This window comes from Paraburkholderia acidicola, assembly GCF_002362315.1.
GTDB lineage: Bacteria > Pseudomonadota > Gammaproteobacteria > Burkholderiales > Burkholderiaceae > Paraburkholderia > Paraburkholderia acidicola.
Map to the genome: position 1 here is coordinate 678,418 of NZ_MTZV01000002.1, position 21,829 is coordinate 700,246.

A 21,829-nucleotide genomic window follows, 5' to 3' on the forward strand; every position below is an offset into this window, starting at 1 on the left:
GAATGCCGGATGCAAGCCTGGCTACCCGATCTGCAACAACTGCTCGCGCACGGCGACGCTGTCGTGCTTGTCACGGTAGCGCGTGCCGAAGGATCGGCACCGCGCGAGGCCGGTACGAAGATGATCGTCACGCGCGATTCGGCGCGGCATACGATCGGCGGCGGCCATCTCGAGTGGAAAGCGATCGAGAGCGCTCGCAAGGTGCTCAAAGACGGTATGCGTTCACCGCGTATGCGCCGGCTCGAACGCTTTGCGCTCGGCCCGAGCCTCGGTCAATGTTGCGGCGGCGCGGTCGTGCTCGCGTTCGAGCGACTCGATATCGGTGATCTCGGCTGGGTTACGTCGCTGGCGAAGCGCATTGCTGCCGGGCAATCGACGGTGCGTAGCGTATCATTCGGTCCCGCCGCGGATGCCGTGCTGCTGTCCGAACCGGAACCCGGCGTGGAAGGCGCGGACTGTCTGCTGTGGGATGGCGCAGGCTTCGAAGCGAGCGGCGCGCTGCTGACCGAAACCATCGCGCCGCGCGACTTCGCGGTGATGCTGTTCGGTGCCGGCCACGTAGGTGCCGCACTCGTGCGTGTGCTCGCCACGCTACCTTGCCACGTGCGCTGGATCGACGAACGCGATGCGCAGTTTCCGCCACTGGAAACACTCAACGCGCCAAACCTGACGATCGACGCAAACGATGCGCCCGATGCCGCCGTCGACGAAGCCACACCGAACACGTACTTCATCGTGATGACGCACAACCACCAGGTCGATCTCGAACTCGCCGAGCGCATCCTGCTGCGCGGCGACTACGGGTTCTTCGGCATGATCGGCTCGCACACGAAACGCAAGCAGTTCGAGCACCGGCTCGCCGCTCGCGGCATCGATCCCGCGCAGATCGCGCGGATGAAGTGCCCGCTTGGTGTGGACGGGATCGTCGACAAATCGCCGGAAATCATCGCGGTTTCCGCGGCTGCGCAGTTGCTGCAAGCCGTCGAAGCGAATGCGCATGCCGCGCCTTCCGCCGTGGCGCTGGCCGCGGCCGGACGAACTGCACCTGACATCGGATAAAGCGGAGCTGCTCGCTCCGGACACTCATTTGTTTTCAGAAAACCAAACCAGAACCCCCGAAGAATCGAAGATGACTACAACGATCGCCCCCACTCTCGCCGATAAGGTTGCACGCGCACCGAAGGCCGAACTGCACATCCATATCGAAGGCTCGCTCGAACCCGAGTTGATCTTTCGCCTCGCCGAACGCAACGGCGTGACGCTGCCGTACGCATCGATCGATGCATTGCGTGCGGCCTATGCGTTCACCGATCTGCAGTCGTTTCTCGACATCTACTATGCAGGCGCGAGCGTGCTGCTCACCGAGCAGGATTTCTACGACATGACGATGGCCTACGCCGAGCGCGCCCTCGCCGATCATGTCGCACACACCGAAATCTTCTTCGATCCGCAGACGCACACCGAACGCGGTGTATCGATCGACGTCGTGGTTGCGGGTATCGAGCGCGCGCTTGCCGATGCGGAAAAGCGCGGCCTGTCGAGCAAGCTGATTCTGTGCTTCCTGCGCCATCTGTCCGAAGAAGATGCGCTCGCGACATTCGATGCAGCGCTGCCGCTCTTCGAACAGTATCGCCACCGCTTGATCGGCATCGGTCTCGATTCGTCGGAACGCGGTCATCCGCCGTCGAAGTTCGAACGCGTATTTGCAAAAGCCCGCGCGCAAGGGCTCAAGCTCGTCGCGCATGCGGGTGAAGAAGGCCCGCCGTCGTACATCTACGAAGCACTCGATCTGTTGAAAGTGGACCGCGTCGATCACGGTGTGCGCAGCATCGAAGACCCGGCACTCGTCGCGCGTCTTGCCGATTCGCGCGTCGCGCTGACGGTCTGCCCGCTTTCCAACCTGAAGCTGTGTGTGTTCGACGATCTCACGAAGCACACGCTGAAAGAGTTGCTCGATCGCGGTGTCGCCGTCACCGTAAATTCCGACGACCCGGCGTATTTCGGCGGTTACGTAAACACCAACTACTTCGCGATTATCGAAGCGCTGAAGCTCACCGATGCCGAGGTCTACACGACCGTGCGCAACAGCTTCGAAGCATCGTTCGTGACACCGGACGAACGCGCGGCGCTGATTGCGCGGCTCGATGCGCATTGGCACGGCGATAGCGCGCAGTAACGCTACGAAAGCCACAGAAACCACAGAAACCACGAAGGCCGCGCGGCCCCCACCGCGCACAGCCCGCCAACCCACATCACTTCAATCGCTACACGACGGAGACAGTTTTTCTCATGACTCAATCGGCTTACCGCGCACAACTGTTGAGATTCAACGGTGACCCCGCGCAATCACCCCATGCGGCGGTCTTCGACGAAGACGGCCTGCTCATCGTCGAGGACGGCCATGTCGTCGCCGCGGGCGCGTGGGACACCGTATCGACCCAGCTCGCGCCGGGCACGCAGGTGCACGAACTGCGCGACAAGCTGATCGTGCCGGGCTTCATCGATTCGCATATCCACTACCCGCAGACCGACATGATCGCGTCGCCGGCACCGGGCTTGCTGCCGTGGCTCGAGACGTACACATTCCCGACCGAGCGCAGTTTCGCCGACCCCGCGGTCGCTGCGGATACCGCGCGCTTCTTCGTCGATGAACTGCTCGCGTGCGGCACGACGACCGCGCTCGTCTACTGCACCGTGCACAAGCATTCCGCGGATGCCTTCTTCAGCGAGAGCGAAGCGCGCAACCTGCGGATGGTCGCCGGCAAGGTGCTGATGGATCGCAATTGCCCCGAGTTTCTGCGCGACACCGCGCAGTCCGGCTACGACGACAGCGCCGAGCTGATCGGGCGCTGGCACAACCGCGGCCGGCAGATGTATGCGCTGACGCCGCGCTTCGCACCGACCTCGACGGAAGCGCAGCTCGAAGCGTGCAGCGTGCTCGCGAAGCAGCATCAGGACATCTTTATTCAGAGTCACGTCGCGGAAAATCTCGCCGAGGTGGAATGGGTCGCGAGTCTGTTTCCCGGTCATCGCAGCTATCTCGACATCTACGATCACTATGGGCTGCTGCGTCCGCGCGCCGTGTACGGACACTGCGTCCATCTCGACGACGAAGACCGTCGGCGGATGGCGCAGACCCGCACCGTCGCCGCGCATTGCCCAACGTCGAATCTGTTTCTCGGCAGCGGGCTGTTCGATTTCGACCGGGCCGGTGAAACGGGGCAGCCGGTGGCGCTCGCGACCGACGTCGGTGGCGGCACGTCGTTCTCGATGTTGCAAACGATGAACGAAGCGCACAAGGTCGCGCGCCTCACCGGTCATCATCTGAGTGCCACGCGCATGTTCTGGCTCGCGACTGCGGGCGCCGCGCAGGCGCTCGATCTCGCCGACAAGGTCGGGACGCTCGCTGTGCAATCGGAAGCGGATTTCGTCGTGCTCGATCCGGCGGCGACGCCGTTGCTCGCGCGCCGGACGTCGCGGGTGGAATCGCTGGAAGAACTGCTGTTTGCGTTCGCGCTGCTTGGCGACGACCGCGCGGTGTATGCGACCTACGCGGCTGGGAAGTGCGTGCACCAGCGCGATCGGGAGCGGGCGCATGCGGCCCGCACTGCGAAGATCGCCGCGTAATCCGCGCGGTTGATTCGCGGAGCGCGGCTAGCGGTTACAGCCGGACCGTGACCGGTCCGGTTGCGGTCACCGCATCGTTATTGCACTGTCTGCGCAGAGCCGATCGGCGCTACCGCCGGCGCCGGGACAGGAGCCTTGGCCGGCGGAACACCGGGCACGGCAGACCCAGGCACCTCGTTCGACGCCCCACCGTTCTTGTCGAGCGGAATCCGTACCGTACGCACGGTGCCGTTGTTGAGCGGGAACCCATCGAGCGCGCTACGCGCCAGGTAAGGCATCGCGTGGACCAGCGAGGGCTCGTCGGTGGCGGTGCGGGCCGTCACGTTGTAGACCTCCTTGCCGGTCGCGCGCTCGGTGAAGCGGATGCCAAGCGTATGCACGGACACCGGATAATTCTGGTTCACATACCCGGCCGGGAACGCACCATACGCGCCGTACGGCCCCCACGGGTCGAACGGACGCCCCCAGTAACCGGGGAACGGACCTGGCCACGGGTTGGCATAGACCGGCTCTGAGACCGTCACCGTCCCCGCCCGCGTCGAATACGTCAGCCCGACCAGATAGCGCGCTTCGGCCGCGTTAACGCGGCGGAATGCGTGGGTGGCGAGTTCGTCGGCAACAAGCTGTTCGTAAGTTGCCTGTTCAAGATTGTTCTGCTGCGTGGCAGTGCGCGTGAACGCGTAAGTCCGCGTGGCGTCGCTGCCGCTCCAGTCGGAAAACGCCGTGACGCGGCTCGTCACGTAGGTCGTGCAGCCGGAAAGCATCACGGTCAGCGCCGCCAGCAACAGCGTTGCGCGCCGGGTCCATCGGTCCAGTTTCATGGTCGTCCTCGTCTTGCCTGTCATGGGTGTGCACAATGTGCAGCGGCCCGATAATACGCTGACCGGTCGAGTCGGTAAAAAGTTCGCCCGGCAGGGGGCACCGAGCCTTTGTACAATAGCGGTCTATGCTCGCCTCGCACACCCGCGCCGGCCGGCTCCCTGAAAATCCCCTTATCCGTGGACATCATGGCAGATACCGCAACGCCCACCGTGATCCGGCGCGCCGACTACGCACCGCCGGCTTTCCTGATCGACACCGTCGCGCTGGAATTCGATCTCGTCCCCGAACGCACTGTCGTCAGGAATACGATGCGCGTGCGGCGCAATCCGGACGCGGCCCACGCAGCGCACTTCGAACTGATGGGCGAGCAGCTCGAGTTTGTCAGCGCGAGCATCGACGGGACGCCGCACAGTGCCGTGCGCACGCACGAGCATGGCCTCAGCGTCGACAACGTGCCGGACGCGTTCGAACTGACGCTCGTGAATCTCTGCAACCCGGCAGAAAACACGACGCTGTCGGGGCTCTACGTATCGAGCGACAACTTCTTCACGCAGTGCGAGGCCGAGGGCTTTCGCCGCATCACGTACTTCCTCGATCGTCCCGATGTGATGGCGACCTACACGGTCACGCTGCGTGCGGACAAGGCCGCGTACCCGGTGCTGCTGTCCAACGGCAACCTGCTCGACGAAGGCGACCTGCCGGACGGCCGTCACTTTGCCCGCTGGGAAGACCCGTTCAGAAAGCCGAGCTACCTGTTCGCGCTGGTCGCGGGCAAGCTCGTCAAGCTCGAAGAACGTGTGCGCAGCGGCTCGGGCAAAGAGAAGCTGCTGCAGGTGTGGGTCGAACCGCACGATCTCGACAAAACGCGTCACGCGATGGACTCGCTGATCAATTCGATTCGCTGGGATGAAGAGCGCTTTGGGCTGGAACTCGATCTGGACCGCTTCATGATCGTCGCAGTCGGCGACTTCAACATGGGCGCGATGGAGAACAAAGGGCTCAACATCTTCAACACGAAGTACGTGCTGGCGAACCCCGAGACTGCCACCGACACCGACTTCGCGAACATCGAAGCCGTGGTCGGCCACGAGTACTTCCATAACTGGACCGGCAACCGCGTCACCTGCCGCGACTGGTTCCAGTTGAGCCTGAAGGAAGGGCTGACGGTGTTTCGCGACCAGGAGTTCTCCGCCGACATGGCAGGCGGCGCCACGGACGAAGCCGCACGCGCAACCAAGCGCATCGAAGACGTCCGCGTCCTGCGCCAGATGCAGTTCGCCGAAGACGCAGGCCCGATGGCGCACCCGGTCCGTCCGGAAAGTTACGTCGAAATCAACAACTTCTACACGATGACCGTCTACGAGAAAGGCTCGGAAGTCGTGCGGATGTACCAGACGCTGTTTGGCCGCGACGGTTTTCGCCGCGGCATGGACCTGTACTTCAAGCGGCACGACGGCCAGGCCGTGACCTGCGACGACTTCCGTCATGCGCTCGCCGATGCGAACGGCCGCGACCTCGCGCAGTTCGAGCGCTGGTACAGCCAGGCCGGTACGCCGCGCGTCACGGTCAGCACGCACTACGACGCGGCGCAGCACCGCTATCGCGTCACGCTGTCGCAGGGCTACGGCGATGCCGCACCGGCCGCGCGCGACACGCAAAAAGGCCCGCTGCTGATTCCGTTTGCGCTCGGGCTGATCGGTGCGAACGGCGCGGACCTGCCGCTGCGTCTCGAAGGCGAGGCTGCGGCGCACGGTACGACGCGCGTACTCGAATTCACGCAGACCGAGCAGACCTTCACGTTCGTCGACGTCGCTGAGAAACCGCTGCCGTCGCTGCTGCGCAATTTCTCGGCGCCGGTGATCGTCGAGTACGACTATTCCGCCGAAGAGCTTGCGTTCCTGCTCGCCCACGACAGCGATCCGTTCAATCGCTGGGAAGCGGGCCAGCGGCTTGCGACGCGCGAACTGCTCGGTCTTGCCGCACGCGCGGCAACCGGTGCGTCGTTGCAACTCGACGACTCGGTCGTCGACGCGTTCGCGCGGGTACTGACCGACGAAACGTTGTCGCCTTCGTTCCGCGAACTCGCGCTGATGCTGCCGTCGGAAACCTATCTCGCGGAACAGATGCCCGAGTCGAATCCGGCCGCTGTGCATACTGCGCGGCAGTTCGTGCGCCGCCGTCTCGCCGAAGCGCTGAAGAACGACTGGCTCGCGATCTACGAACGCCATCAAACGCCTGGCGACTACGAAGCAACGCCCGAAGCAGGCGGTCATCGCGCGCTGAAGAACCTCGCGCTCGCCTACCTCGCCGAACTCGCCGACCCTGCCGACGTGGTCCGGCTCGCCGGCGCGCAATACGACGCGGCGAACAACATGACCGACCGCTCCGCCGCGCTGTCCGCATTGCTCACCGCAGCAGCGGCAAGCGACGGTCGCCGTGCGCAGGAAGCGCTCGAAGACTTCTACCGCCGCTTCGAAAAAGAACCGCTCGTCATCGACAAGTGGTTTGCGCTGCAGGCCACGCAACGCGGCTCCGCACAGCGTCCGGTGATCGATATCGTGCGTGCACTGATGTCACATCCGGCGTTTAATCTGAAGAACCCGAATCGCGCTCGTTCGCTGATCTTCAGTTTCTGCGCCGCGAACCCCGCGCAGTTCCACGCGGAAGACGGCTCGGGTTACGCGTTCTGGGCCGATCAGGTGATCGCGCTCGATGCACTGAACCCGCAGGTCGCCGCGCGGCTCGCGCGTTCGCTCGAACTGTGGCGCCGGTTCACGCCGGCGCTGCGCGAGAAGATGCGTAGTGCGCTCGAAAAGGTTGCCGCGCAGGTGAAGTCGCGTGACGTGCGGGAGATTGTCGAGAAGGCGCTGGGCTAGCAGGTTCCGACGGTGTCGCTGGCCGGCTCGCCGCCGGCCCGCTCACCCTCCGCCGATCGGGCAAAAAGCCGGCACCTGTGGCCGGCTTTTTGCTGCGTGAAGTGAAAACAGTTGCCCGCACCCGACGTAAAACACGGGCCGCCCGATCCGAGCGGGTAAAATCGAGGGATTCCTCAGTCTTTCCGGAGCACTGCAATGGCTTTATTGCGACGTACCACTCTCACCAAGTATCTGATCGAGCAGCAGCGCGAGAACAACAACCTGCCCGCCGATCTGCGTCTCCTGATCGAAGTCGTGGCGCGCGCGTGCAAGGCGATCAGCTATCACGTCAGCAAGGGTGCGCTCGGCGATGCGCTCGGCACCGCGGGCAGCGAGAACGTCCAGGGCGAAGTGCAGAAGAAGCTCGACATCCTGTCGAACGAAATCCTGCTCGAAGCAAACGAATGGGGTGGCAACCTGGCCGGCATGGCATCGGAAGAAATGGAACAGTTCTTCCCGATCCCAGCGAACTATCCGAAGGGCGAATACCTGCTCGTGTTCGATCCGCTCGATGGCTCGTCGAACATCGACGTCAACGTATCGATCGGCACGATCTTCTCGGTGCTGCGCTGCCCGGATGGCCAGCAGCCCACCGAACAGTCGTTCCTGCAACCGGGCACCCAGCAGGTCGCGGCCGGTTATGCGGTGTACGGCCCGCAAACCGTACTCGTGCTGACCACCGGCAATGGCGTGAACTGCTTCACGCTCGATCGCGAACTCGGGTCGTGGGTGCTCACGCAGAGCGAGATGCGCATTCCGGTCGAGACGCGCGAATTCGCGATCAATGCATCGAACGAACGCCACTGGTACCCGCCCGTCCAGCAGTACGTCGGCGAACTGAAGGCCGGCACCGACGGCGCGCGCCAGGCGGACTTCAATATGCGCTGGATTGCATCGATGGTGGCCGACGTGCACCGCATCCTGAATCGCGGCGGCATCTTCATGTACCCCGCCGACAGCCGCACCCCCGACAAGCCCGGCAAGCTGCGCCTGATGTACGAAGCGAACCCGATGGCGTTTATCGTCGAGCAGGCGGGCGGCGCCGCGACCAACGGCCACAAGCGGATTCTCGATATCCAGCCGAAGAGCCTGCACGAACGCGTTGCCGTGTTTCTCGGCTCGAAGAACGAGGTCGACCGCGTCACACGCTACCATCACGAGGCAAAAAGTTGATCGGTGGGGCTTGCCAAGGGATAGAAAATATCCCTATAATCGCGGTTCTCTGATGCCGGAATAGCTCAGACGGTAGAGCAGCGCATTCGTAATGCGAAGGTCGGGGGTTCGATTCCTCTTTCCGGCACCAACCAGTTTCAGGCACCTAGCCCAGTCATTGCGACTGGGCTTTTTGCTTTTTTGCTTCTGGTGTTGCGACTGACACTACCCGTTCGGCCCCGAACTCAGGTCAGCCGCATCGAACGCCGAGCGCGGTGATCGCACGGACGTCTGTTCGTCAATACGTGGGCAAGCACGCGGACGACTCGCTGCACCCCAGGAAACTCGGCCAGCCCTCCCCCGCGACCATCAACCCAAAGGGCGCCGTGTGCGGGGGTTTTTTCGCCTGCCAACCTTGAGCGGTGCGATCTCACGAAAAAAGCCAAAAAGAAGCCTGTGCCGCAGGCGTCACTATTGATGCCGTTGTCGGCTTCACCTCAGGATCACGCAACGCCGCTTCGAACGCTTCGCGCGGAATGCTCGCAAGCTACTGCCCAAAAGAGCCGACCAATGAACGTCGGTTTTCCTGTTGGCGGCGATCCCATAAACATAGGCATCTTGCAATCTGCTAGGTTTACCCCGCACCGGGAATGGCCGCTCGATGTTCGATGTGGCCAACCTTATATGTGTGCGTACGCCGCAAACGAACGTCGCGATGCGTGATGAAAACGAGGCCAAAAACAACGAGTAAGTTACATGCAGAAGTGCGATAACCCAAAATGCCCAATCTGTTACCCCAACTGGAAAGAGGAAGAGGCCACCGCAAAGAAACGGGCTGAAGACGACAATCAGGACTGTATCGACTGCTGGCGCTTCTTTCAGAAGCAGGCCGAGACCATCGTAGCCGTTGGCGATCCAGTTGAGCGTAACCGGCGTATCAACGCGGCCTATGCACAAATGTGGCTGGACGACCACAGGTTCCAGTGGGCGGGGCTTGCCGCATTTGCATCTAAACAGGTTGGCTGCGGCCTGCTTAACGCCGCAGAATTGATTAGCAAGTCGAACCGCGAACGCAACGCCTACCAGCAATGGCACCAAACCAGTTCGCCGCTTGAACGCCTGTCGCCCTACACATCGCCGCGCATGTCTGTACCGAACCAGGCATCAGGCGAAGGTGCACGCAAGGTGTACGAGATGCTGGCGAAGGGCAACATCTCGTTGTTTCTCGACGTGTGGCCATTGCACCAGTTTTATAAGAAATTTGGTTTGCAGAGGTTTGAACGCTGTCTACCCGAACGAGCGCTATTGAGTGAGAACGTCGTCTGGCCAATTGCGGATTCCGTGAGGTTTGGCGTCCCCACTCCGGAAATTCAGAGAGGATTCAAGGCGATTGATGCCGGGAATATTGCAAGCGGTGTTGAGCAACTGGCTCGCCATGAACAACTCAATATTCTGCAACCGGCCATGTACAACGATCCGGCATTCGCGCTGCTGGTGCGCGCCAATCAGTTCGCGTGGGCGCTGCATATCCCGACTGGATCGGCACGGGAAATCCAGTTGGCACTCGTCAATCAATGCACAGTCACAGGTGCCAACGCGAAAAGCGAGATTTTCAGCAAACAACCCCTGGCCAATCTTGCCGACCCCAACCAACGAATGGCGTTCGTGCAACGCGCGGCAGAACGGTTCGATGATCTGCTGCGCGACCCTATAGAGAAGTACATGGTCGAAAATTCGATTTTTCTGATTGCGCATCCGAGGTAGCCATGCCGAGTCAAAGTATCAGAAGGTTTGCGTACCTTGCGTACGTGTTGGTTGGCTGCGCGATCGCATGGGGTATTTACGCTACGACAAGGCCCGCTGATGAAGTTGCGCTGACCCTTGACGAACCCTACGAACAGGTGCGCCAGCAATCCCGTTCGACCTTGCCCGCTGCAGACCCTGAAATGTTTTGGGGAGGCTTCGTAACTCGTCCAGCCAGATTGCGTTTCACAGACCCCAGGTACGGCTTCGTCACACCCTCGGCGAAATTCCTGTATGTCGGGACGAATAAGTACGGAAAGGTCGAATCGATAACGTTGTCGCCGCAGATTGAAACCTTGTCGCTCGACGACACGATGGCGGTCCTCACTGACTTGCAAAATCAACTCCGGCGAGGAGGCTGGCGACTGATCCGTGTGGCCAGTAATCCAGCGATCACAGACACGCCCGCCATGCGAGCTAGCATCCGGTCGCGTACCGATCCAATAACCTATTGGTTAGCCGACAACAAATATCAAATCATTCTCGACGTTCGCCGCTTCATCAACGAGAGCCGCTCAAACGACGAGCGCTATCTGATTACGCTACGATTAAGCGGGCCGCCTTTAATGACAGACAGTCCTGGTAGCTGATCGGTACGGCGACAGGCCTCTTCAACCTTGGTTGCGAGCCCGCCATGTTCGCTGGCCTAGTCGCGGACACTGGAACGTCGTTCGGTACTCGCATGTTCACGTACTACCCGGCCCCGAACCCAGGTCAGCCGCATCGAACGCCGAGCGCAACCAGCTCTCAAAGGCCATCGCCGCCTGCGAGCCAATGTTGTGATCCCGCGATCGCACGAGATAGTAAGACGTCACTTCGACACTGAACTGCGCACCATCGAAAGGCGCAATCAGCCGCCCCTCGCGCAATTCTTCCGCAGCCAGAAGCTCGCTTTCCAGCACCACGCCAAGACCATCAGCGGCTGCATCGATCGCCATCACCGAGCGATCAAGCCATAGCTCGTTATCGAGCCGCACCTCCGGACACCCTACCCGCCGCAAATACTCCGGCCACGTCAGCGCGTTCGATGAATGGATCAACGTCGCACGCGCCAGATCCTGCGGCACACGCAACGCGAGTTCCTTTGCAAGCACAGGGCTACACAAAGGCCGCAACCGCTCGATCAACAACGGCTCGATATCGAACTTCGACGTATGCGGTTGACCATAGACGATCGCGATATCGAATCGCGTCGCCTCCAGATCGTCATGCCCGGAAAGCGTGGACAGACGAATCCTCACATCCGGATTGCTACGCAGGAATTCGGGCAATCGCGGCTGCAGCCACTTGGCCGCGAAACTCGGACTGGACGCCACCACCAGATAGCCGCGCTGCGACTGTGGTGCGACCAGATTCGTCGCTTCGGTAATCACGCCGAATGCGCGCTCGATCTCGCGTGCATAGGCGCGTCCCGCCGCCGTGAGCACAGCCCGCCCCGGAAGCCGTTGAAACAGCGGCACGCCCAGAAAATCCTCGAGCTGCTGAATCTGATGACTGACCGCTGACGGCGTCACCGCAAGCTCTTCCGCACCCAGCGCAAAGCTACCGCGCCGCGACGCCGCCTCGAATGCGAGGAGCGCCTTGAGCGGCGGCAACCGGGATTTCAAGCGGGATTTCGACGAATCTCGAGTTGAGCTCATTTGATGGGGTGCTGAGTTTTATGCGTTGGCGCCGCCATTCTCGCCTGCCTAAGATGTTTTCTCACGGAAACCACCCCATGGAGCGAACGATGAGCGAAGGACTTCTGCAGGCATCCAGAGATTTTCTGGTCCGGTACGGCGGCGATACTTTCCCTAACCTGTTCACCTCCGCGAGAGGCACCATCGTAAAGGATAGCAACGGCCGCGAATATCTGGACTTCACGTCGGGCCAGATGTGCGCCACGATCGGACACAACCATCCGGCCATCGTCGAAGCCGTCCATCGAGCGGGCGAGAAAGCGTTCCATATGTTCAGCGGCATGATCCCCGAAGTCGTCGCCGAGCTTGGACAGACCCTCGCGCGCGACTGGCTGCCCGGCGATCTACAGAAGACCATCTTCATCAACACTGGCTCCGAAGCAACCGAGGTCGCACTGCGCATGGCCAAGATGTACACCGACGGCTATGAAGTGCTGGCGCTCGGCGGTTCATGGCATGGCATCACGGGCGGTGCCAGTACGGTGTCGTTCGCGAGCGACCGCAAGGGTTACGGCGTGCCCGCACCCGGCGTATTCCTGATCCCCGAACCGAATGCGTATCGACCGTATATCGAGGCCGCCACACCCGAAGAATCGGCACTGGCCAACCTGAACCTCGCACTGAAGATGTTCGACATGCAATCAAGCGGCCGTGGTGCGGCGATCATCGTCGAGCCGATCATCAGCGCGGGCGGTGTGCTCGTACCGCCGCATTCATTCATGCAGGCATTGCGCAAAGCCGCCGACGAACGCGGGATGCTGCTCATCTTCGATGAGGCGCAAACCGCGTTTGGCCGCATCGGTACGCGCACCGGATCGGAGTTCTTCGGCGTCGTGCCCGACATCATGACGATGTCGAAGACGCTCGGTGGTGGCTTGCCGCTCGCAGCGGTAGCGACAACATCAAAGATCGAAGAAGTCCTGCACGAGAAGCACTTTACGTTCTACACGAGTCACGTATCGGACCCGCTCCTCGCCGAAGTCGGGCTCGCCGTCCTGAGGGTGATCGAGGAAGAGAACCTGGTTGCGCGCGCAAACGAAATGGGCGGCTATCTGCGCAGCCGTCTGGAAGCATTGCAGCAGCGTTATGAGGTCATCGGCGATATTCGCGGCGCGGGTCTTCTGCTCGGCGTGGAACTCGTCACCGACCGCGTGTCGCGCAACGCGGCTCACGAACTCGGCGCACTGACGACGCGCAAATGTTTCGAGAACGGACTGAGCATGAACATACGCCGGCGTCCGGAACGCGGCTCGGTGTGGCGTATCGCTCCACCGCTGACGGTGTCGACGGACGAGATCGATCGCGCGGTGGCGATCCTCGACAAGGCCTTGGGCGATAGTCTCAGCGAGATTGCTGGCGCAAGAACCCACTAAGACGGGCAGCATCCGCTCGACTTCGACGCCTCGTCACCCCTGCGAGGTGTCACACCTTTCCACCGGCTCTGGTTCACAATAGTGATGCGATTGTCGGCGCAACGTCGACAGCTTCGCAGCGCGCATCAGGAATCGGCTGAGCGGTTGTCCTTGCGAACGACCGCAGGCACCACGCACAAGACTCAGTACGTCGACTCCAGGCGCCTCCCCACTATTCGAATCGCTTCAGCAAGCCCGAAAGGAACGAAAACATGAGCGGTGCAATGATCGATATTCCGTCCCACGATGGCGGGCGCTTCTCGGCCTATCTGGCGAAACCCGCCCAGGGGTCCGGTCCGGGACTCGTGTTGCTGCAGGAAATCTTCGGCATCAACGCCTATATGAAAGCGATGGCGGACCGGTATGCGGAGGAAGGTTATGTCGTGCTCGTTCCTGACTTGTTCTGGCGTATGAAGCCAGGCGTCGTGCTCGGCTATGGCGAAGCGGAGCTGGCCCAGGCGCTCGACTACCACGCCCGGCTCGATCTGCCGCTCGCTGTGACAGATATCGCAGCCACCATCGATGCATTGCGGACAAGACCCAAACACGCAGGCAAAGTTGGCACGATCGGCTATTGCCTCGGCGGCAAGCTGGCGATGCTGACCGCAGCACGCACCGATGTCGATTGCGCGGTCAGCTACTACGGCGTCGGTCTCGAGGCGTTCGTCGATGAAGTCGCATCGATCCGGTGCCCGATGGTTTTCCATTTCGCGGGCGAAGATGCACATTGCCCGGGGCACGTGCGGGAAACAGTCCAGACCGCGCTTGCGACTAAACCGCAGATCGAGCAATACGTTTACCCAGGCTGCGGTCATGCGTTCGCTACGCCCGAACGCGAGCACTTCGACAAGCCGGCCACGATGATGGCGTATTCGCGGACCCTCGCGCTGTTGCGCAAGGTACTCGGTCCGATCCATGACCTGAATACGTTGTGGGAACAACATTGCTACTACGAGTTCGCCACGCGGGACGTCAACGCGGTCATGCCGACCATGGTTGCCGAGCCCTACGTCAATCATGTGCCGACGATGACCGGCGGCGTCGGGCACGATCAGTTGAAGCGCTTCTACAAGTATCACTTCGTCGACTCGAACCCCGCCGATACGCGCCTGATTCCGATTTCACGCACGATCGGCGCCGATCGCATCGTCGACGAGTTTGTCTTCTGTGCGACGCATGATCGCGAGATCGACTGGCTTCTGCCGGGCCTGCCGCCAACCGGGAAATACTTCGAAGTACCGATGCTCGCCGTGGTCTGCTTTCGTGGCGACAAGCTCTACAACGAACATATCTATTGGGACCAGGCATCCGTCCTGGTACAGATCGGTCTGCTGGATCCGACCGGGTTGCCGGTGGCCGGCATCCAGACCACTCGCAAGATGGTCGACGAAACACTTCCGAGCAATTCGCTGATGCCGAACTGGGCATCGAGTGAAGGAAAGCCGACCTGAGGTCACGCGCAATCGATATCCATACCGGGCTGCCCGCGGCGGCCCGCGTCGGTATCCATCCGTGTTTCGAGCGCCGTATTGGTAACGGCTCTGTATCGTCACGACTAAAACGACAAATCAGGAAATCGTTTACTTTCAAGATATTCCTTGCTAGCATGATTTAAAACAAGGTCACAATTTCACATAGAAAGTATTTCGTAATTAATCGACTCATATAGCAATTCCGGCTTGAACGCCGGCTCGCAAGACACGTCCTTTAGATCTGTGAGTGGCAAAGCACTCTGACTGAGCCCAGATATCCCCTGGCCCACGAGGCCTGGCCTGACCCGCAAGATACAACCTCGGATTCCAGATCGATTCCATCTGGATATCCAATATCGTCATTTGAATCAACTAACGCAATTCATATTGAATATGTTACTCGGGTTAACGATTATTAATTATTTAGGAAAACGTTACCCTAAATAACTCAAAACGAATAATAGCTCTCGTTAAATGTTGTCGCATTTCAACCCGTGGCAAATGAGAAGGAGACGATATGAAGAGCCGAATCATCACCAGCCTTATTGCGGTCCTGTCTGGCAGCATGCTCGTGGCATGCGGCGGCGGCGGTTCAAGCGATGGTGTGTCCGCAGCAGCGCTGAAACAGCTTGATCAAAATGCCAGTGTGGTACAGCCCGATCTCAGCACCAGCAGTCCGCCCGGATCGAACTTCAACCTTGCGCCGTTCACGCTGCAACTGCCGACGGGCTCGTCCGGCGATATCGACACGGTGAGCAGTTCCAGACTTACGGGCGGCTACACGGACAAGCCCTACTTCTATACGGACAGTTCGGATGGTTCGATGGTGATGATGGATCCCACGCAGGGCTGGACCACGTCCGGCTCGCTGCATCCGCGGACGGAACTGCATGAGAACGCGACGTGGTCCACGGCCGGCACGAACAGGATGAACGCAACGGTCGCCGTGACCCAGGTGCCGGACCACACCACGGTCGGCCAGATTTTCCAGGGCTCCGGGCCTAGCAAACCGCTGTGCGAACTGCAGTTCACTTCAGGTGGTGTGGTGAAGCTTCTACTCGAGAGCACTAACCAGGGCGGCAAATCGAACACCTACACAATTACCAATGTCGCGGTAGGAACGAAGTTCACCTATGAGTTGAGCCTGAGTGGCACGACGGTCACCGTGAAGGTCAACAGCACGACGAAGACCTATACGATGGATTCCAGCTTCGACGGAGAGAACTTCTACTTCAAGGCCGGCGACTATGATCAATCGGCGGTATCGGGTACACCGTTGACGACGGCTGGCACGGTCGTCAAGTTCTATGCGTTGAGTCTGACGCACTCGTAGCCCGCATTTTTTCAGGCTTGCCCTATCGCTGAACCCTGCTTGAAAGCGCAGGGTTCAGCCTCTGAACTGGCCCACCTGAACCCAGCGCTCACGCCCCGACAGAATCGAGATCGCCCGCCTCTCTCAAAGCGACCACTTGAGTTCTCCATAGAACGTCCGTCCCGGATACGGGTGGAAGACGTAGTAGCGACGATCCGTCAGGTTGTCGACACCGATCGATGCGAGCCAGTGACGATCGATCTTGTAGCGCGCCTTCAGGTCGATCACCGTGAAGGAACTCGTGCCGCCGTAGACGTCCGGGTTCACATCGCTGTTATCGAGCGTGTTGTACTGACGACCCGAATAGCGCACGCCGACGCTCGCGAGCCATTGCTCGTTGAAGCGATACGACGCGAGCAGGTTCGCGCGTACTACGGGAATGCGCGGCCAGCGGTTGCCCTGGTACCCCGGGTTCGCTGAATCTTCGAGCGTGCGCGCGTTGCTCGCCGACAGGTTCGCATCGAGATCGAGTCCGCGCAGCAGCACGTTCTGCCCCGAGAACGCCAGCTCGACGCCGCGCACCCGCACCCGATCGACGTTCGAGATATTCGTGACGGTCGTCGCGCCGCTGATCGTGGTCTGGCTGTAGATCGAATCGCGCAGATCGCTCTGGAAGACGCTCGCCCGCACGACGCCCACGCCGACGTCGCGCTCAGCCGTGAAGTCCCAGTCGATTGCCTTCTCCGGGCGCAGGCCCGGGTTGTTGTTGACGAGCGCGTTGTTCGAGATCGTTCCCTGGAACAGCTCGCCGACGGTCGGGAAGCGCGTGCCGGTCGCGAACGACACGCGGAACCGCCAGTCGTCGGTGGCCTGCCATTGCACGGAGGCTTTCGGCGACAGCGCGTTCGCGCCGCGGTCCGCGTAGCCGAGCGTCGAGCTTGCGTTGCCGAGCGCGCCGTCATACGCATCCCAGCGCTCGTAGCGCAGACCGAGTGTGGCCAGCCAGCCCGGCGCGAAACGCCACGCGTCCTGACCATATAGCGCCTGGGTGCGTGTGTCGCCGCGATAGGTGCTGGCCAGCGTCACCGGCGCACCGTATAACCAGTTCGACGTGCTGTAGGTCTGGTTGCGCAGGAGGTAGTTGTCGAAGTGATAGCCGACCGTGAACGTGTGCCCCGCCACCGACGGCGACTCCGCCTTCAGGTCGAAGGTCCGCCACCCGGTACCGTCGCCGTGGAAGATCGTGCCCGCACCGCCACCCAGCGCCGCGGGCGGCGCGGTGGTCGCCGAGCGCAGTACATCGTGCGAGACGTCGTAGGCGGAGACCGTGCTGGACAAGCGCCAGCCCGAATCGAGCTTCGCGTTCAGGCCGAACGCGTACAGCCAGTTTTCCTGATCGCCGTTAGCCGGCGAAAACGCATTCGGCGCAACCGTGTAGTTGCGCCCGCCAATCGTCACATTGCCGCCATAGACGGGATTGCCGGCCGCGTCGGTGAGAAACGTCTGCGCGCGGTCCTTATAGTGGTTTTTCCAGTGGCCCAGCGTGAGCGTCGCGTCGACATGGTCGGTGAACGCGTAACCCATCCGCACGGTTTCGGTGAGTTGCTGCGTGCGCTCGATCATCTGCGGACCGACGAACACACGCCGCCTGCCGTTCGGACCGATGTCGGTGGCGGCGCCGGTTACCGGCAGCGGTGTGCCAAACGCCGGGTTGTAAGTACCGTTCGGCGCCGCGTACTGCATCGGTTGACTGTTGTTCTCGAGCCGGTCGAGTGACAGGGAATACCAGAACCGTCCGACACGATCGGCAATCCGGGCGGACTGATGATTGCCGCCGAAACTCTGCGCAAAGCCGTACGGGTCGTTGTAGCGCTGCGTAAAGAACTGCGTGTCCAGCGACGCTTCCAGTTTCTCCGGCTTGCGCGTCGTGATCTGCACGGTCGAGCCGATCGAGTTGCCCGGGTACAGCGCCGAGAACGGACCGTATAGCACTTCGACCTGGGCGATGTCGTCGGGGGCGATCAGCGACCAGCGCGGCGGGTAGCCATAGCTCGAACCGAGCAGGTTCGATAGCAGCAGGCCGTCTGCGTAGACCAGACCGCGCGCGCTCTGCATTTCGTTGAAATCGCGGCCGGAGAACACTGAGTTGCGATCGCCGATGAAGCGCTTGCGCACCATCAGGTTTGGTACGTACTTCAGCGCATCTTCCGTGTTGACCGTGTTGTGCGCGTCGATCTGCCTGCGCGTGATCGTCTCCACAACGCCTGGCGTGTCCGGCGCAAATGCAGGACGTACCGGCCGCGCCCCGTTGATCGTGACGACGGGCAAAGTATGTATGCCGCCCGTCAACGCCTGCGTCGAATCGTTCGTTAACAATGAATCGGATGGATCGGCGGGCGAGGTTGCGGACTCGGCGGAATGAGCGGACTGAATGACGAAGGCCGCCATGCACGCAACCGAAAACGGCCGGCGTGCAGACAGCGCAGCAAGGGCGTAACGCATGGGAAATCCTGAAAGCGTGATCGAGAACGGCGCGCGCACGAACATCGCGCGATAAGGCGCGATCGGGCGGCACGCGACGTGCTGTATCCCACACCGTCAGCAAAGACGATGACGACGGCGCGGACTCGAGAGACGGGCTAGATCAGCGTTTCAGGTGGGGCACGAGGTTGTGCGACGCGAACGCTGCGACGCACAAAAACGGTCTCCGGCTCAAACGTCTGCAGATACACAGATGCATGAGCGGGAACCGGCAGGAAGGGAAGACTGGTGCCGAGCGCGAAATTCGCGGCGAAGCCGGGGCAATAGACGCAGTGCGGGACAACGAGATGGACTTTGCCGGTGTCACTGGCGTCGCCGGAACCGCCGAGATCGATGACGACGCTCTGGCCGCCTGCATGGCAAAGCTCGACGGTGAACGGACTCTGCGTGCTCGCAAGACGCGCATAGCCGATGACAGGCGACAGTACATTGAGTACCAGCGCCAGCCATACGAGGCCGATCCACCGCGTCGAACGTTTCATCGTTGGTCTGAAAATTTGTGCGCGCAGTATAACAAGCAGACAACACACGCTCTGCGGCCAATTGTCATACCGACGATCGTTAAATTTTGTTTAAGCAACTTTGAAATCGTGGACCGCTGTGCCGTTAAAGCAACAAAGAGGCAATGAAAGCAGCGTCACTGCTTCGCAGCACTGGTGCAAATCGGGGGACGAGGCAGATAATCGCTTTACACAGGAGAACTATCATGGATACCAGACCGCCAAGAGTTCCGACCCCGGACAAAGTGTTTAGCCCGGATCCGGAACCCGCAGGCGTAGAGTTTCTCGGGGCCGAACTGCCGGAACATGTCCGCGCGTTTCTCGACGAACAACGCAAGACGTGCGAACAGAAGTAAGCACCCGCGGCGACGTTAATGCTGCCTCAGCACATTTGCTGCGGCGCAGTAACTTGCTAAGGCATGCGCTACCGAAATCGCGCACACAGGTCCCGACCTGCTAGCCGCACCTGAGTCCCATCTGATTCAGCGTGCGGGTTTTCGCACGTCCGTTGCGCCTCTTGTACATGTTGTTGTGCTGTCCCTCCCGCCCTTCCTCCTGCCTCAGCGTTTCCCCCGCATTTGATCGCTGCGCGTACGTTTCGCCGCGCTTCGTCCTCGCTTCGTTTATTCTTCGGATTTTTCCCGCCTCGATTAACGTTGCTTGATTGCCCATCCATGAAACTCACTTACCGCCCCGCTGTAGTGCTCTGCACGCTCGCGCTTTTTTCCGCGGTCTGCTTCGCCCCCATGCCGGCTTCCGCAGCCGGCGACGATGTGGCGCTCACTAACCTGATCGCACTCGTGTCGCAGCGGCTCGCGCTCGCCGAACCGGTGGCGCGCTGGAAATGGGCAAACCATCAATCGATCACTGACACACCGCGCGAAACCGTATTGCTTAACGATGTGGAAAAACGGGCGCAAGCCGCCGACGTTGATCCTGCGTTTGCGCACGCGTTTTTCCAGGACCAGATCGATGCGAGCAAGGACGTGCAGAACGACCTGTTCAAAACCTGGCAAACAACACGACCGCCGGAAGGCCCGGCTCCCGATCTTGCGGCCAGCACGCGGCCGCAGCTGGACAAGCTCACTGCTGCATTGATCGCGGGGCTCGCGCGCGTCCAGCCGTTGCGCGGTGCGTCGGACTGTCCGACGCGGGTCGCCGATGGAATCGCGAACTGGAAATCGCTGACGCGTTATGACGCGACGTATTCGGGCGCGCTGACGCATGCGCTCGGGCACGTGTGTCAGTCGGGTGGGGTTGGTGCGACCGGTTGATCCACGGACCGCATCCTCTGCGACCCGCGCTGGCAGCTAGCAGCGACAGCTACGCGACCGAATCTGCACTGGCCAGCGCGGACACAGGCGCAGCGAGCGGCGTAACACGCAGGCCGCGCGCAAGATGCGTCTGCAGAATCCGGTACGTCGAAAGCTCGAACGGACCTGCGGCGCTGGCCGACGTCAGCATGGCCGCTTCCTCGAGCGACGGCGCGTGGCCTACATAGCGCCAGCGATCCACCACATGGAACGTGGGCAACCGCGAGGCGTCGTCGCGCTCCTCGAACACGATCGCACCTGCGTATGGCCACGGCGCATCGGTGGGATCGTCGCGGGCCACGCGCGGCAACCGGTTATGAACGGGACGAAGCGCTGCTATCCACTGCGCCTCCGCAAGCAGCGCGCCGAGTTCGCCACCCGTTGCACGCCATTCGACCCGCCGAACCTGCTGCGCCAGCCGCATGTCCTTTGATGACCGGCGCTCGCCGGTCAGATGCGTACGCAAGCGCTGCCGCACGCGTACGCTGCGGCCGACGTATAGCGGCGCATCGTCTTCGCCGTAGAGCGCGTAGACACCGCAACCGGCCGGCGCGCTATCGAGCAGATCTTCGGTAATGTCGCCAGCCAGCCGGTAGCGCCGCATCGTGCGCTCGATCTGCATGCGCAACACGTCGAGTGGCACCAGCCCATGCAGACGTTGCCAGAACTGCCATAGCAGATCGGCGTCAGCGAGCGCGCGATGTCGATCGGTGGGCACCAGTGCGTGTCGCGCCATCAGCGCATCGAGCCCGTGGCGCTTTTCCGCCGGAAACAGCGCGCGCGACAGACGGACCGTACACAACACATCCGGATTGAACGTGAAACCCGCGCGCGCGAACTCGCTGCGCAAAAAGCCACGGTCGAAGCTGGCGTTGTGCGCCACGAAAAGCTTGCCGTTCAGGCGCTCGAACAGCGCGGCAGCGATCGCATCGAACGTGGGCGCACCCTGCACCATCGCGTTGGTGATGCCGGTCAATTGCTGAATGAACGGCGGAATCGGCTGCTGCGGATCAACCAGCGTGCTCCAGCGCGAAACGCCCGACGCGGCCAGTTCGACCACACCGACCTCGGTGATACGGTGCTCGCCGGGCGAGCCGCCGGTCGTTTCGAGGTCGACGAAGACGATCGGCGTGTCGATCGCGGGGTCCGGCAGAAGCTGTTCGGGCATGACAGGAGTTTGAATGTGGCTTACGGGGAGTATGCCACCAGTTGCCGGCAGGGCCGTATGCAGGCGCGCCGGCAAGCCAGGCTAAAAAACCGCAACCTGCGATTCACACCGCT

The 21,829-nt window shown here is 61.5% G+C and carries 17 protein-coding genes and 1 tRNA gene; 13 read left to right on the forward strand and 5 right to left on the reverse strand.

The features are described 5' to 3' along the window. Positions 1-9 precede the first annotated feature (9 nt). From xdhC to guaD, 3 genes are all read left to right on the forward strand, one after another. On the forward strand, positions 10-1,059 hold the full coding sequence (gene xdhC, locus BWP39_RS05135) for a xanthine dehydrogenase accessory protein XdhC (protein ID WP_096717504.1): 1,050 nt from the start codon (positions 10-12) through the stop codon (positions 1,057-1,059). Between the two features lie 70 nt (positions 1,060-1,129). After that, entirely contained in the window at positions 1,130-2,176 is a 1,047-nt protein-coding gene (locus BWP39_RS05140) for an adenosine deaminase (RefSeq protein ID WP_096717506.1), read from the forward strand. Positions 2,177-2,289: 113 nt separating this feature from the next. Further along, positions 2,290-3,627 carry a guanine deaminase gene (gene guaD, locus BWP39_RS05145; protein WP_096717508.1) on the forward strand — a complete coding sequence of 446 codons (1,338 nt, stop codon included), beginning with the start codon at positions 2,290-2,292 and terminating at the stop codon, positions 3,625-3,627. 77 nt (positions 3,628-3,704) lie between these two features. On the opposite strand, the gene BWP39_RS05150 is transcribed toward guaD, so the two are convergent. Continuing rightward, positions 3,705-4,448 (reverse strand): DUF4136 domain-containing protein, encoded by a 744-nt coding sequence (locus BWP39_RS05150; protein ID WP_096718563.1) that lies wholly within the window; start codon positions 4,446-4,448, stop codon positions 3,705-3,707. Positions 4,449-4,634: 186 nt separating this feature from the next. Here BWP39_RS05150 and pepN point away from each other — a divergent pair, with 186 nt between their 5' ends. From pepN to BWP39_RS05175, 5 genes are all read left to right on the forward strand, one after another. After that, positions 4,635-7,325, forward strand: coding sequence for an aminopeptidase N (pepN, locus tag BWP39_RS05155; protein WP_096717510.1), 2,691 nt, complete (start codon positions 4,635-4,637; stop codon positions 7,323-7,325). Positions 7,326-7,520: 195 nt separating this feature from the next. Next, a complete protein-coding gene (locus tag BWP39_RS05160) occupies positions 7,521-8,537 on the forward strand; it encodes a class 1 fructose-bisphosphatase (protein WP_096717512.1) in 1,017 nt (338 codons plus the stop codon). Positions 8,538-8,591: 54 nt separating this feature from the next. Then, positions 8,592-8,667 (forward strand) — tRNA-Thr (locus BWP39_RS05165). A 605-nt stretch (positions 8,668-9,272) separates the two neighbouring features. Beyond that, positions 9,273-10,280, forward strand: coding sequence for a DUF2515 family protein (locus BWP39_RS05170; RefSeq protein WP_096717514.1), 1,008 nt, complete (start codon positions 9,273-9,275; stop codon positions 10,278-10,280). 2 nt (positions 10,281-10,282) lie between these two features. Next, complete coding sequence (locus BWP39_RS05175) at positions 10,283-10,909, forward strand: flagellar biosynthesis sigma factor (RefSeq protein WP_096717516.1); 627 nt, start codon at positions 10,283-10,285, stop codon at positions 10,907-10,909. A gap of 96 nt (positions 10,910-11,005) precedes the next feature. Here the strand turns inward: BWP39_RS05175 and BWP39_RS05180 are convergent, their stop codons facing one another. Beyond that, the gene (locus BWP39_RS05180; RefSeq protein WP_235851372.1) at positions 11,006-11,926 is read right to left on the reverse strand and encodes a LysR substrate-binding domain-containing protein; all 921 of its coding nucleotides are present in this window, start codon (positions 11,924-11,926) and stop codon (positions 11,006-11,008) included. Positions 11,927-12,048: 122 nt separating this feature from the next. Between BWP39_RS05180 and BWP39_RS05185 the strand changes: the two genes are divergently transcribed. The 3 genes from BWP39_RS05185 (at position 12,049) to BWP39_RS05195 (ending at position 16,215) form a co-directional block, all read left to right on the forward strand. After that, a complete protein-coding gene (locus BWP39_RS05185; RefSeq protein WP_096718565.1) occupies positions 12,049-13,371 on the forward strand; it encodes an aspartate aminotransferase family protein in 1,323 nt (440 codons plus the stop codon). A 251-nt stretch (positions 13,372-13,622) separates the two neighbouring features. Next, positions 13,623-14,861, forward strand: coding sequence for a dienelactone hydrolase family protein (locus tag BWP39_RS05190; RefSeq protein WP_096717520.1), 1,239 nt, complete (start codon positions 13,623-13,625; stop codon positions 14,859-14,861). A gap of 538 nt (positions 14,862-15,399) precedes the next feature. Then, entirely contained in the window at positions 15,400-16,215 is an 816-nt protein-coding gene (locus tag BWP39_RS05195; RefSeq protein ID WP_096717522.1) for a polysaccharide lyase family 7 protein, read from the forward strand. A gap of 123 nt (positions 16,216-16,338) precedes the next feature. Here the strand turns inward: BWP39_RS05195 and BWP39_RS05200 are convergent, their stop codons facing one another. Both BWP39_RS05200 and BWP39_RS05205 read right to left on the reverse strand, forming a co-directional pair. Further along, a complete protein-coding gene (locus tag BWP39_RS05200; protein WP_096718567.1) occupies positions 16,339-18,696 on the reverse strand; it encodes a TonB-dependent receptor in 2,358 nt (785 codons plus the stop codon). Between the two features lie 137 nt (positions 18,697-18,833). Then, positions 18,834-19,217: a DUF2946 domain-containing protein gene (locus tag BWP39_RS05205; protein WP_096717524.1), complete on the reverse strand. Its 384-nt coding sequence runs from the start codon at positions 19,215-19,217 to the stop codon at positions 18,834-18,836. Between the two features lie 224 nt (positions 19,218-19,441). On the opposite strand from BWP39_RS05205, the gene BWP39_RS31925 reads away from it, so the two are divergent. Together BWP39_RS31925 and BWP39_RS05215 are read left to right on the forward strand one after the other, a co-directional pair. Continuing rightward, positions 19,442-19,591 carry a hypothetical protein gene (locus BWP39_RS31925; RefSeq protein WP_170043833.1) on the forward strand — a complete coding sequence of 50 codons (150 nt, stop codon included), beginning with the start codon at positions 19,442-19,444 and terminating at the stop codon, positions 19,589-19,591. Between the two features lie 318 nt (positions 19,592-19,909). Beyond that, on the forward strand, positions 19,910-20,509 hold the full coding sequence (locus BWP39_RS05215) for a chorismate mutase (protein ID WP_096717528.1): 600 nt from the start codon (positions 19,910-19,912) through the stop codon (positions 20,507-20,509). A gap of 49 nt (positions 20,510-20,558) precedes the next feature. Here the strand turns inward: BWP39_RS05215 and BWP39_RS05220 are convergent, their stop codons facing one another. After that, positions 20,559-21,716, reverse strand: a complete 1,158-nt coding sequence (locus tag BWP39_RS05220) for an exonuclease domain-containing protein (RefSeq protein WP_096717530.1) — start codon at positions 21,714-21,716, stop codon at positions 20,559-20,561. Positions 21,717-21,829 lie beyond the last annotated feature (113 nt).